Annotated in this window: 9 protein-coding genes and 1 tRNA gene; 6 read left to right on the plus strand and 4 right to left on the minus strand. The window is 71.9% G+C overall.

The window, feature by feature from the left end; genetic code table 11:
- Positions 1-371: 371 nt before the first annotated feature.
- The 3 genes from AB0H62_RS09995 to AB0H62_RS10005 form a co-directional block, all read right to left on the minus strand.
- Positions 372-2,960 carry a hypothetical protein gene (locus AB0H62_RS09995; RefSeq protein ID WP_220243007.1) on the minus strand — a complete coding sequence of 863 codons (2,589 nt, stop codon included), beginning with the start codon at positions 2,958-2,960 and terminating at the stop codon, positions 372-374.
- Between the two features lie 14 nt (positions 2,961-2,974).
- A complete protein-coding gene (gene ettA / locus AB0H62_RS10000; RefSeq protein ID WP_220243008.1) occupies positions 2,975-4,651 on the minus strand; it encodes an energy-dependent translational throttle protein EttA in 1,677 nt (558 codons plus the stop codon).
- A gap of 100 nt (positions 4,652-4,751) precedes the next feature.
- Positions 4,752-6,770 carry a cytochrome c oxidase assembly protein gene (locus tag AB0H62_RS10005; RefSeq protein ID WP_360585338.1) on the minus strand — a complete coding sequence of 673 codons (2,019 nt, stop codon included), beginning with the start codon at positions 6,768-6,770 and terminating at the stop codon, positions 4,752-4,754.
- Between the two features lie 63 nt (positions 6,771-6,833).
- Here AB0H62_RS10005 and AB0H62_RS10010 point away from each other — a divergent pair, with 63 nt between their 5' ends.
- A complete protein-coding gene (locus AB0H62_RS10010) occupies positions 6,834-7,472 on the plus strand; it encodes a histidine phosphatase family protein (protein WP_360585340.1) in 639 nt (212 codons plus the stop codon).
- Here AB0H62_RS10010 and AB0H62_RS10015 read toward each other — a convergent pair.
- A complete protein-coding gene (locus AB0H62_RS10015; RefSeq protein ID WP_360585342.1) occupies positions 7,446-8,627 on the minus strand; it encodes an MFS transporter in 1,182 nt (393 codons plus the stop codon). The two genes, AB0H62_RS10010 and AB0H62_RS10015, sit on opposite strands and share 27 nt — an antisense overlap.
- A gap of 83 nt (positions 8,628-8,710) precedes the next feature.
- On the opposite strand from AB0H62_RS10015, the gene AB0H62_RS10020 reads away from it, so the two are divergent.
- The 5 genes from AB0H62_RS10020 to AB0H62_RS10040 all read left to right on the plus strand — a co-directional run bounded on the left by AB0H62_RS10020 (position 8,711) and on the right by AB0H62_RS10040 (position 12,490).
- Positions 8,711-9,778 (plus strand): LacI family DNA-binding transcriptional regulator, encoded by a 1,068-nt coding sequence (locus tag AB0H62_RS10020; protein WP_360585344.1) that lies wholly within the window; start codon positions 8,711-8,713, stop codon positions 9,776-9,778.
- Between the two features lie 439 nt (positions 9,779-10,217).
- On the plus strand, positions 10,218-10,520 hold the full coding sequence (locus AB0H62_RS10025) for a peptidase inhibitor family I36 protein (protein WP_255638729.1): 303 nt from the start codon (positions 10,218-10,220) through the stop codon (positions 10,518-10,520).
- Between the two features lie 910 nt (positions 10,521-11,430).
- Positions 11,431-11,507 (plus strand) — tRNA-Arg (locus tag AB0H62_RS10030).
- Positions 11,508-11,737: 230 nt separating this feature from the next.
- Positions 11,738-12,085, plus strand: coding sequence for a hypothetical protein (locus tag AB0H62_RS10035; RefSeq protein WP_360585346.1), 348 nt, complete (start codon positions 11,738-11,740; stop codon positions 12,083-12,085).
- Between the two features lie 48 nt (positions 12,086-12,133).
- Complete coding sequence (locus AB0H62_RS10040) at positions 12,134-12,490, plus strand: hypothetical protein (RefSeq protein ID WP_220243014.1); 357 nt, start codon at positions 12,134-12,136, stop codon at positions 12,488-12,490.
- The last annotated feature ends 1 nt before the right edge of the window (position 12,491 follow it).

Here is a 12,491-nt window from a genome sequence, read left to right on the forward strand (position 1 = left end):
CGTGACAAAGACCAGGAGTTGTCCAGACTTAAATTTACCTTATGTGACTGGGGGTTTCCCGGCATTGATCGGTTCAGCTGCGGGGCCGCCGGATGCCCTCGTCCACCGGGGAATCCCTTGGCACCGGGCGCGCCGCGGCGCCGGGCGACGCGGGCCGTGGCGGCGGGATCGGGTTCGTGATCGGTTCAGTCGTCCGGGGGCCGCACGGAGCCTGGCGGCCAAACCGGAAAAGGTTGCCTCGCCCGACTGCGAGGATTCCCACACCGAAACCGCCCGGACGGGCGACACCGTTGCCCAGGTACCCCAAAGCGACGGCACTCAAACGCTGTTTTCGTGGTGCCGCAAAGGTGCTCGTGGTCCGGGCGAGGACGTCAGTCCCCGTTGCGCTTGCGCTCCGCCGACGCGTGCCCGTTGACCGGGCGACGCTTCTTGTCGTCGTCTTCCGAGCCCAGCCGCTTGACCAGCGCGGCGGCACTCGCCGTTCCCGCCTGGTGTTCGGCCAGCGCGCGGGCCAGCAGCTCGGCCAGCCCGGCGTCCGGCGGCGGCTCGTCCTCGGCGATCGCGCGGGCGTAGCTCTCCGGGAAGGGCTGCGACGTCGGCGTCCACGAGTCGAAGTCCTCGAGCGGGTCCAGAGCCGGCGGCATCCGCAGCCGGGGCAGCCACGGGTCCACGGCTTCCTCGGACACCTGTTCGTCACGCGGCGCCGGCGCCAGGTCCGGGGACTCGCGCTTCCACGGCGGGTCCGTCACGTCGGAAACCGCCTCGGGTTCCTCCGTGCGCGCGGTTTCCTCGCGCGCCCCGGCCTCGTCGGCGCGTCGGCGACCGCCACCGCCGCCTGCGGAGATCCCCAGGCGGTCCAGCACGGACCGAGCCGCGACAGAACCGTGTTCCGCGTCGTGCCGGGTCTTGCGGCCGCGGGAGACCTCGTCGCGGCGGGCGCGTTCCTCGCGGGCCCACTCGTCGCCCTCCCAGAGCGGCGCGGCGGGATCGTCCGCGGGCGCGGGGGCCATCGGCAGCTCGGGCAGGATGTCCGAAAGGTCCGGCAGCGACAGCCGCGGCAGGTCCTCGGCCACGGCAGGGGGCCGCGGCGCCGGCTCTTCGCGCACGACCTCGGCCACGGGTTCCGGCTTCGGCTGCGGAGCCGGCACGGCTTCGAGCTTCTTGAACGGCTTGACCCAGCCCGGCAACCCCGCCGGCCGCTCGGGTGCCGCCCGGCGGCCCGTTTCCGCACGAGCCTGGCGGGAAGACGAGTGCGATCCGTTCACAGGCCGCTTGGCCGGCGGCGCGGGCGGCTCGGCGACGCGCGGTCGTTCCGGAGCCTCGGCGCGCGGCGCGGACAGCGTGAAGCGCGCGACCTGTTCGGCCGGGGCCTCCGTTCGCTCGGCGGGCGCCGCGGGTTCCGGCTCGTCACGGATCACCGGGATCACCGACGTCCGCTCGGCCTCCGACTCCGCGGCCGCTCGCCCGAAGGACCACGTCGGCGTCTTCGGTCCGGATTTCGCCGGCTTGCGAACGGGTTTCTCCGGCACCGAACCGGCCGCCCGCACATACGTCGTCTCCGCCGGAGCGGCCGGCCGCGGCTGTGCTTCCGGCCGCGCCGGGGTTTCCGCACGCGACCGGGTTTCCTTCCGCGGCTGGGTTTCCGCGCGCTGAGCCTTCGCCACGGACGGCTTCGCAGCGGCCGGTTCCGGGGCAGTCGGTTCCGCGGCAGCCGGTTCCGCGGGGATCGCCCGGATCAACGCCGTCGTCTCGACGTCGCGGACCGGCGGCTCGACGGCCATCGGCACCGGACGGCCACCCTGCGGCGCCGACCGCGCGATCACGTCGTCGAGGTCCAGCGGCGCCACCGTGTCCGCGCCGAACTCGCCCGCGAGCAGCCCGCACGCCTGGCGGCGCGCCCGCGAGTGGACGTGTTCCGCCGCGCGCGAGCGGTGCAGGCACGCGATGGCTTCCTCGGCGCTGCCGAACCGTTCCTCGATCTGCGCCAGTTCCAGCCACAGCCGCGAAGTGATGGCGGACAGCCCGTGGCGATCGGTGCTCGCCACGGCTTCGCGCACCTGCTCGGACGCGGCGTCGCCGGCACCGGCCGGCAGGTGGATGCGCGTCGCGACGGCCAGCCGCAGCCATGCCGTGGGCGCGACACCGGCCGCGCGCACGGGCTCGTTCAGCATGGGTTCGGCGATGTCATACGCCATGGCAGTGTCGCCGCGGTCGAGCAGCGTGCTCACGAGCTGCAGCACGAGCCGCACGCGCACGAGGCCACCGTCGTCGCCGGGTTTGTCCAGCTTCTCCAGGAAACCGAGGCCGGTGCGGGCGGCGTCGGCCGCCGCGGTGAGGTCACCATGGCGGCGCCGGTGGGCCGCGGCTCCGTTGCGCAGCAACGCCCGCACGAGCAGCCGGGTGTCGGCGTCGAGCGACTCGTCGGCGACCACCAGCTTGTCGGCTTCGACGAGCACGCGGTCGAGCTCCGGCTTGCGGCCGAACTGCGCGAGGCAGCCCACGAGGTGGCACAGCGCTTCCGCGCGGTGCACGGCCGAAACCGCCGGCTCCGACAGCACGGGCCGCAACGCCGCGAGCCCGGTCAGCGGCGTGCCGAGGCTGCGCGCGCACACGGCCAGGTCGATCCGCAGCCGCGCGGCCGTGTCGGTGTATCCGGCGTGCTCCGCGGCCCGCAGAGCGGCGACGGCGCGCCCGACGGTCGACGTGCGACCGCCGAGGCGCACGCGCGCCGCGACCACGAGGCTTTCGGCGCGGATCCACTGCTCGTCCGCACCCGCGGTCTCGGCGAGCGCGGCCGCGCGCTCGCCGAGCACCAAGGCGAGTTCGGGCGCGCGCAGGTGCAGCGCGTCCGCACGCTCGATCAGCCGCCCGAGGTCGGAGAGGGTCGCCCCGCCGGCAGCAGCGAGCCGCCCGCCCGCGGGTGCGGGCGAGCTCGACCGGTTGTGCCTGCTGGCTTCCACTCCGGCCCCCGGCGTCAGTCGCGCTTCAGTTTGCGATGAGTGACCCGGTGCGGCCGCGCCGCTTCGGCGCCGAGGCGCTCGACCTTGTTCTTCTCATAGCCCTCGAAGTTGCCCTCGAACCAGAACCACTGCGCCGGGTTCTCGTCGGTGCCTTCCCAGGCCAGGATGTGCGTGGCGACCCGGTCGAGGAACCACCGGTCGTGGGAGATGACCACGGCGCACCCGGGGAACTGCTCCAGCGCGTTCTCCAGCGAGCCCAGCGTTTCCACGTCCAGGTCGTTGGTCGGCTCGTCCAGCAGGATCAGGTTTCCACCCTGCTTGAGCGTCATCGCCAGGTTCAGCCGGTTGCGCTCACCGCCGGAGAGCACGCCCGCCGGCTTCTGCTGGTCCGGCCCCTTGAAGCCGAACGCGCTCACGTACGCGCGCGAAGGCATTTCGGTCTGCCCGACGTGGATGTAGTCGAGCTTGTCCGACACGACCTCCCACACCGTCTTCTTCGGGTCGATGCCGGCACGGTTCTGGTCCACATAGGACAGCTTGACCGTCTCGCCGATCTTGACCTTGCCGCCGTCCGGCTCCTCGAGCCCGACGATGGTCTTGAACAGTGTGGTCTTGCCGACACCGTTGGGGCCGATCACGCCGACGATGCCGTTGCGCGGCAAGTCGAACGACAGCCCGTCGATGAGGACGCGGCCGTCGAAGCCCTTGTTCAGCTTCTCGACCTCCACGACCACGCTGCCCAGACGCGGACCCGGCGGGATCTGGATCTCTTCGAAGTCGAGTTTGCGGTACTTGTCGGCCTCCGCCGCCATTTCCTCATAGCGGTCGAGGCGCGAGCGCGACTTGGTCTGGCGGGCCTTGGCGTTGGAGCGGACCCACTCGAGCTCGGACTTCAGGCGCTTGGCGAGCTTCGCGTCCTTCTTGCCCTGGACCTCGAGGCGCTCGCGCTTCTTCTCCAGGTACGTGGAGTAGTTGCCCTCGTAGCCGACGACGTGGCCGCGGTCGAGCTCCATGATCCACTCGGCCACGTTGTCGAGGAAGTACCGGTCGTGGGTCACGGCCAGCACGGCGCCGGCGTACTTCATGAGGAACTGCTCCAGCCACAGCACGCTTTCGGCGTCCAGGTGGTTGGTGGGCTCGTCGAGCAGCAGCAGGTCGGGCGCGGACAGCAACAGCTTGCACAGCGCGACGCGACGGCGCTCACCACCGGAGAGGTGGGTCACGGCCTCGTCCGGCGGCGGGCAGCGCAGGGCGTCCATGGCCTGCTCGACCGTGGAGTCGAGCTCCCACGCGTCGGCGTGGTCGAGGTCCTCCTGGAGCTGGCCCATCTCCTCCATGAGCTCATCGCTGTAGTCGGTCGCCATGAGCTCGGCGATCTCGTTGTAGCGGTCGAGCTTCAGCTTGGTCTCGCCGAGGCCTTCCTCGACGTTCTGGCGGACGGTCTTCGTCTCGTCGAGCTGCGGCTCCTGCATGAGGATGCCGACGGTGGCACCCGGCTGCAGGAACGCCTCGCCGTTGCTGGCCTGCTCGATCCCCGCCATGATCTTGAGAACGGTGGACTTACCGGCACCGTTCGGCCCCACCACGCCGATCTTGGCGCCGGGGTAGAACGCGGTGCTGACGTCGTCGAGGATGACCTTGTCCCCGACGGTCTTGCGCACCTTCTTCATGGTGTAGATGAACTCGGCCATGAAAGCGATCGTAGAGTGGCCCGATCCGCGCCCTGACGGCGGTCACCACCGCGCTACCGAGGGTCATGCGCACATCACGCGGACGACATCATCGGCGCGGTCATTCGACCCGTTTGCCGTCTGCGAGGTTCTTGAGCATCGCGTTGTAGGCGTTCAGTTCCTCGCCGCCCGTATTCTCCTCGCGGCGGTCCTTCCGCTTGGCCTCGCGCTCGTCGGCGCGCGCCCACTGCACCAGCAGCGCGATCAGCACCAGCAGCACGGGAACCTCGCCCGCGGCCCACGCGATGCCGCCACCGAGACGCTGGTCGGTGAGCAGGTCGCCGACAAACGGCAGCCGCAGCGACTGGTAGAACTCCTGGCCGATCACGTACTGCATGTTCATCAGGATCACGCCGAAGAACGCGTGGAACGGCATGGCCGCGAACATCATCCCGAGCCGGCCGACCGGCGGGATCTTGCGCGGCGCCGGGTCGACGCCGATCACCGGCCAGTAGAAGACGTAGCCGGCGAGCAGGAAGTGGGCGTTCATCGCCAGGTGCGCCCAGTGGTAGTTCAGCGCGGCGTCGAACAGGCCGGAGAAGTACAGCGCGTAGAACGAGCCGACGAACAGCAGCAGCGCGACGACCGGGTGTGTCAGGAACCGCGACACCGGCGAGTGGACAGCCGCCAGGAGCCACTCACGCGGCCCTGGAGGTGCGCCGGCACCCGCGGTCGGCAGGGCGCGCAGCGCGAGCGTCACAGGGCCGCCCAGCACCAGCAGGACGGGCACGACCATCGACAGCAGCATGTGCGTGCCCATGTGCACGCTGAACATCGCCGGCGAGTAGCGGCCGATGCCCGACGACGTGGCGATCAGGAGCACCAGGCAGCCGGCGAGCCACGCGACGATCCGGCCGGTGGGCCACGAGTCGCCGCGTTTGCGCAGCCGCCATACGCCGGCGAGGTAGAGCCCGGCCAGGACGATCGCGGCGGTGCCGTAGATGAGGTCGAAGCGCCAGTCGGTGAGCAGGCGCCAGAAGGTGGGCGCGCCGTCGAGGTTGTAGCCGATGAGCAGCTCGGTGGTCGAGGGCTGGGTGACCGCGTCGGCCGGTGGTGGTGTGCGGGCGAGGCCGGACGCGATGCCGAGCGTCACGAACATGATCAGCACCTCGACGGCCGCCAGCCGCAGCAGCTGGCCGCCGCCCTTGCCGTCGACGAGGTCGCGCACGCCGCGCTGGCGCTGCTGATGGCCGAACACGCCGAGCAGCAGCAGCGCGACGACCTTCGCGACCACGAGCAGGCCGTAGTCGGTGGTGAACAGGTCGCCGAGGTTGATGCGCACCAGCGCGTTGATCACGCCGGAGATCGCCATCACGACCCAGCAGACCAGGGCCAGCTTGGAGAACCGCCGGGCCGCGAGCGACAGGTGCGCTCCCCGGCGCCAGCCGAGAGCCAGGAGCGCCACGAGCCCGCCGACCCACAGCGCGGCCGCGATCAGGTGGAACAGCAGGCTGTTGGTGGCCATGTCGTGCGAGCCGCCGCTCGCGGAGTGCCCCGTGACGGCCACCGGGATCAGGCCCGCGACGGCCACGAAGAACAGCACGGCCGTCCAGCCCCACGTGAGCACGAGCCGGCAGCCGAGCGCGAGCAGCACCGCGATGAGCGCCGTCCACAGCCACGCCTTGGGCTGCTCGATCGCGTCGACGAGGTCCAGGAGGGTCTGGGGCGAAAGGACTTCCAGGAACGGCTTGCCGGCGCCGTCGGCCGCGGTGAAGGCCACCGACAGCAGCGACGAGGCGAACCAGACCCAGGCGGCGATGCCGGCCGCGCGCACGGCGGCGTAGCCCTCGGGCCCCAGCGTGCCGGACTTCTGCGGCGGCACCAGGAACGCGGCCAGCAGCAACGCGCCGACGCAGACCACGGACGCGGCTTCGGCGAGCACCCGGACGACCGTGATGCCGTAGCGCGTGACCAGCCCCGGGTCGGGCAGCCCGGTGATCAGGTAGCCGGCGCCACCGGTGAGCGCCACGAGCCCGACCGCCACGACCGCGGCGAGCACCACGCCCACCGAGAGCAGCGGCAGCACGCTGGTCCTGCGCCGCGCGGTCGGTTCGGGTTTCGTCACTGCGTCCGTGCTCACCATTCGAGACTAGGCCGGTCGCGTTTCCCACGGCACGGGGGTGCGGACGGGCATGATGGTTTCGTGCGGATCATCCTGCTGCGTCACGCCGAGTCCCTCGGGAGCGTCGACCAACTCGCCTACACCCGGATCCCGGACCACGCGATTCCGCTGACGGAGACCGGCCGGGCCGAGGCCGTCGCGACGGGACCGGTCATCAAGGAACTGCTGCGGGGCGAGCGTCCGGCCGTGTACGTGAGCCCCTACCTGCGTACGCGCGAGACGCTGCGGCTGCTGAGCATCGAGAGCGACTGCGACCGCGTGGTGCAGGAGCCGCGGCTGCGCGAACAGGACTGGGGCAACCTGCAAGACCCGCAGGACCAGGAGGTGCAGCGGCAGCGGCGGCACGAGTTCGGGCACTTCTTCTACCGGCTGCCGTTCGGCGAGTCGGGCGCCGACGTGGACGACCGCGTGGCCGGTTTCCTCGCCGAGCTGCTGCACAGTGGCGGAACTCACCCGCGCAGCGTGCTGATCGTCTCCCACGGCCTCACGCTGCGGCTGCTGTGCCGCCGGCTGTTCGGCTGGAGCGTGGACCTGTTCGAGTCGCTGTCGAACCTGCGCACGTGCGAGCACCGCGTGCTGGAGCACGACGGGGACAAGTGGTCGCTCGACCGGCCGTTCGGGCAGTGGCGCGAGTCACCGGACGGGGAGACCCAGGGCTAGCTCCTCACGCCGGCGCGCGCGGGCCGCGACGAGGGCGGCCGGCACGATCAGCGCGGCGATGAGGCCGACGACTACGAACGACACGGAGTAGGACGTCGCCTGCGCGATGCCGCCGATCATCGGCGGACCCGCGAGGAAGCCGGAGTAGGCGATGGTGCTGACGAACGCCAGCTCGCGTTCGCCGCCTCCGCCGTCGGCGCGTTTCCCGGCGCTGCCGGCGAGGCTCAGGGCCAGCGGGAACGCCGCGGCGAGGCCGGCGCCGGCCAGCGCGAAGCCGACGTACGCGAAGGCGGCCGGCGTGAACACGGCGGTGCAGACGAGGCCGATCGCCGCGACGCCCGCGCCAGCGGCGAGGGAACGTGTGGCGCCGAAACGTTCCTGGCTCCACGCGCCGCCGAGCCGCGCGAGCGCCATGGCCAGCGAGAACCCCGAGTAGGCCAGCGCCGCCGCGCCCTGGCCGACGCCGTGGACGGTCACCATGAGCAAGGCCGACCAGTCGGAACTCGCGCCCTCGGCGATTGCCGAGCACAGCGCGACGGCCGCGAGCAGCCACAGCGCGGGCCGGCGGATCGGCGCTTTCCCGCGTTCCGGCGGCGTGGTCTCCTTCGGCGGCCGGTCTCCCGGCACAGCCTTGAGCACGGCGACGAGCACGACCAGTGCCACCACAGCGGCCACGGAGAGGTGCCGCGCGGGCGACCAGCCGTGCCCTGCGGCCAGCCCGGCGAGCAGGGAGCCACCGAGTGCGCCGAAGCTGAACCCTGCGTGCAGTGTCGGCATCACGGCGCGACCGGTGCGGCGCTCGACGGCGACGCCCGCGATGTTCATGGCGACGTCGAGGGACCCCACGCCCGCGCCGAGGACGAACAGGGCACCGGCGAGCAACGGCACGTTCGGCGCGAACCCGACGAGCACGAGCGCGACGGCGGCCACCACGGTGCTGCCCGCGACGGCCGCGCGGGCACCCACGCGTTCGGTGATCCGGCCGGAAATCGGTGCGGCACAGAGCATCCCGACACTCGCGCCGAGCAGCGCGAGCCCGAAGACGCCCGGCACGGCGTGCACGTGGGCGGCGATGGCGGGCGTGCGCGGGGCCCACGAACCGAGGGCCGCCCCGTTCAGCGCGAAGACCGCGAATACCGCCGTCCGGTCGCGCATCGCCGCCTGCCTCTCTGCCGGGAGCCCTTGGCCCAGAATGACTTAAGCGCTTCAGACGGTCAAGGCCGCGCTATGCTCCGCCGATGACGAGCACCCGGCGCCGGCGCCCGACGCTGGACGACGTCGCCGAGGCGGTCGGGGTGTCCCGCGCGACCGTCTCGAACGCCTACAACCGGCCTGACCAGCTGTCCGCGCAGCTGCGGGAGCAGGTGCTGCGCGCGGCCAAGGACCTCGGCTACCCCGGACCGAACCCGACCGCGCGCAGCCTCGCCACGAGCCGGACTGGCGCGATCGCGTTCCTGCTCGACGCGTCGCTGTCGGCGGCGTTCTCGGACCCGGCGCTGTCGATCACGCTCGACGCGCTCGCGAAGGCGGTGGAGCCGACCGGCCACGCGCTGCTGCTGTTGCCCGGCGGCGAAGCCCACGGCGGGCCGCCTGCCGAGCGCGTGCTGGCGGCGCAGGCGGACATCGCCGTGGCCTACTCGCTGGCCGACGGCAGCCTGGCGCTGGAGGCCGTGCGCGACCGGGGGCTGCCGCTGGTGGTGATCGACCAGCCCCTGCTGCCGGACACCGCCCGCGTCGGCTGCGACGACCGGGGCGGGGCCGCGCTGGCGGCGCGGCACCTGCTGGAGCTGGGGCACCGGCGCTTCGCGATCCTGTCGGCGCCGCGGCAGTCACCCGACGGCCCGTCCGGTCTGGAGTCCGCGCGGGCGAGCTCGTTCCACGGCACGCGCGAGCGCCTGGCGGGCTACCTGTCGACGCTGTCCGCGGCGGGCGTGACCGACGTCGCGGTGTCCGAGGCGCCGTGGCTGTCGGCGGACACCGCCCGGGCGAGCGCGGCCGAGCTCCTGACCGGCACGCCCCGGCCGACGGCGCTGCTGTGCATGTCCGACCAGCTGGCGCTGGCCGCCGTCGCTGCCGCCCGACAGCTGGGTCTTCGCGTGCCGGACGACGTCTCGGTGGTCGGCTTCGACGACACCCCGCAGGCCGCCTGGGCGGAGCCGCCGCTGACCACCGTCCGCCAGGACCTCGCCGGCAAGGGGCGCACCGCGGGCGAGCTGATCCTGCACTTGATGTCCGGCGAGAATCCGCCTCCGCCGGTCGTGCTGCCGGTGTCGTTGATCCGCCGAAACAGCACGGCCGCCGTTTAGCAATACCGTTCACCGATCTGTGGACAACTCGCGCCGTTCGAGCGACGGAATACTACTTGTCCACAGACGTAGGAATGCGGGCAGACAAACCCACCCCCACCCGCCATCGTAGGAACCACACATTCCACGGCGGCCCACTCCGGCCGCCACCGAGGGGGGAGTTCCCACGATGTTCCGACGCCTGCTGCCGAAGCTGCCCGCGTTCCCCGGCCACTCCGGCCGGCCCACGACTCCGTCCCGCCTGCCGGGTTTGCCGGCGCGCCTGCCGCGCGTCCTGCTCCTGGCGACGGCCGGTTTGCTGGCGGGGACAGGGATGGCTTCTGCTGCTCCTTCGGGGCAGGCCGTGCACGGTTCCGCCGCTCCGTCGGCTCACGGCACCACCCACGCCTCCCCGGCGGCCGAGCACCTCACCCCTGCGACTCCCGGCTCGGCACTCACCATTCCGGCCCCGACCGCCACTTCCGACCCGGCTTGCGCCGTCGGCGAACTGTGCCTCTGGACCACCGAAACCTACTCCGGCACCACTCAGCACTACGACCTCCGCACCGCCAATCCCGAAGACTGCATTCCCCTGCCCGAGGGATTCGAAGGGCATTCCTTCGTCAACCGCCTGACCCGCGACGTCACCATCTACCAAAGCGAAGAATGCACGACCGAGGGAGACTTCACCACCTACCCGGGTGGCGGCACTTACGTTCCGCAATCTCCCTTCGTGGTTCGCGCCATCAAAATCTGGAACTGACGCGGCCACCGCGCCGACCTCCGCCCCGGGGCGCACGCACCCCACTTGCCACCCCGGGGCGCCCTCATCCGGCGTGCTCACCGGGCTTGCCCACCTCCGGGCGGCTCACCCGGCTCGCTCACTGCAAGGCGATCCCCACCAGCGACCTCACCCCGAGGCGCCCGGGCCCCCACCCGTCTTGATCGCCCCGGAGCCGCCACACCCTGCCCACCAACCCTGGCGGCACGCGCACCACCGTGCCCCCCCGGGACCTTCCACCTCCTCGTCACCTGACCTCGACCACCCGACCGGGACCGGCTGATCGGTCATCCCGCGGCCCCCACCGCGCCGCCCCACCGATCGCCGGCCCCCGGGGCCGTCCCCCGAACGGCCCCACCCCCGTGGGCGCGCCACCTTCCCCGTGTCCAGCGCGCCCACGGGGCCTTCCCCCGGTCCCCACCGCTGTCCCCAGCCGTCCGTCAACCGCGTCCGCGAACTCTCTTCACAGTCAGCTGGGCTACCCATTCATCACCACTGGCCGAAGTCCCGGCCACAACCCCACGAGGAACCCCCCATGCACCCCGACCCCCGCCCGACGACCTGCCGAAACCACGCCTCTCACCACCCCACCGAGACCCCTGCCGCGCACGCCAAAAAAGACGCCGTGGCGATCCCACCCATTCGAGCGGGATGTCGTGGGCGGGCAACGGCCGCGGGGAAGCCCGGAGCGTCCGATGAACCGCTGGTGAACGCGCCGCCGCCGGGCCGCCGCGGCAACTACCAAGATCACCCGCGCGGGGACCAGGCGGGGGCGCGGCATCCGGCGAATCCGGCGAACGAGACCTGAAACGATTCGACGGTGTCGAACGATCGAGAGGATGGCGACGACTAAGCTGCCGGTGCTGGAGATCGGCAACCGTCGTCGACCCGGGCCCTCGTAGCTCAGCTGGATAGAGCAAGAGCCTTCTAATCTCTAGGTCGCAGGTTCGAGTCCTGCCGGGGGCACCACCAGCGGAAATGCCGCGCGCAGTCAGCGCGCGGCATCCGCCGTGGCCGAGAAATCGGCGCCACGCCACGGGTCGCGTCGGCGCGGGCGAGAGCGCCCACTGTGGACGGCCCGCACCGGCCGTCGATCTTCCACACGACCGGACGCCGGATCGCGCAGCGGCCGAATGGGCCAACAGTTCCGGGCCGAGTTCCACTTGAGACACGCTTGTTATCTGGCGCCGCCACGCGGAATGCGCGACGGAGCGGTCACGCGCAGCCACAACGAACCCCTCGAGGACCCCGCGGACCACAACGAATCGCGAAACCGGCGGCGCGCCGGGAACCAGGTGGCGCGTGCGTTGTTCGACGAGGCGCGGCGCGCCGGGCTCGTGCGGCGGCACCTGCTCAAGCTGCGTTACCTCGCCGATCACCCGCAGCAGCACGGTGAAAACCCGGCCGCGCCGTTCCCGCTCGGCGGCACACCGCGCAGACGCCGCCGCACACCACCCGCAGTTCAGCTGGTGTTCGACTTCGCCGCGGAAGAAGAACCGAAGAACGACAGGACAACCATCGGACAGTCCACATCGGACGCTGCCTGACGCCCGACCGTAGGCGAACCGTATCTTCGAGTGACGAAGGGAGGGGTCGTGAACGTCGAGCAGGTGCGGGAAGCCCCCGTCGAACCGTACGCGGTCGGGGTGCCGGTGCTCAGGGTCGTCGACGTCGTCGGACGGCGGTCCGGGGAGTCGCGGCCGGTGGTGCTGAACGTCACGGAGCTGGACGGCCGGCAGTACGTCTGCGCGCCCGACGGCCGCGGCTGGGTGCGCAACCTGCTCGCCGCCGGGTACTGCCGCGTGGAGCGCGACGGGCCCCAGGGGCGGGACACCGTCCGGCGCGTCCGGCCCGTTGGCGACGAAGAAGCGCAGCCGGTACTCGAGACCCGGGCCGCGAACTTCCCGGACAGGCGGCTCACGACCGTGCTGCGCCTGGAACCCCTGGACTAGC

Source organism: Amycolatopsis sp. NPDC050768, assembly GCF_040654155.1.
Lineage (GTDB): Bacteria > Actinomycetota > Actinomycetes > Mycobacteriales > Pseudonocardiaceae > Amycolatopsis.

What these genes read in the sequence shown, in the direction of transcription:
- ettA (WP_220243008.1), bottom strand. Translation starts at nt 4,651, where the DNA reads ATGGCCGAGTTCATCTACACCATGAAGAAGGTGCGCAAGACCGTCGGG.
- AB0H62_RS10015 (WP_360585342.1), bottom strand. Translation starts at nt 8,627, where the DNA reads ATGCGCGACCGGACGGCGGTATTCGCGGTCTTCGCGCTGAACGGGGCG.
- AB0H62_RS10020 (WP_360585344.1), top strand. Translation starts at nt 8,711, where the DNA reads ATGACGAGCACCCGGCGCCGGCGCCCGACGCTGGACGACGTCGCCGAG.
- AB0H62_RS10035 (WP_360585346.1), top strand. Translation starts at nt 11,738, where the DNA reads ATGCGCGACGGAGCGGTCACGCGCAGCCACAACGAACCCCTCGAGGAC.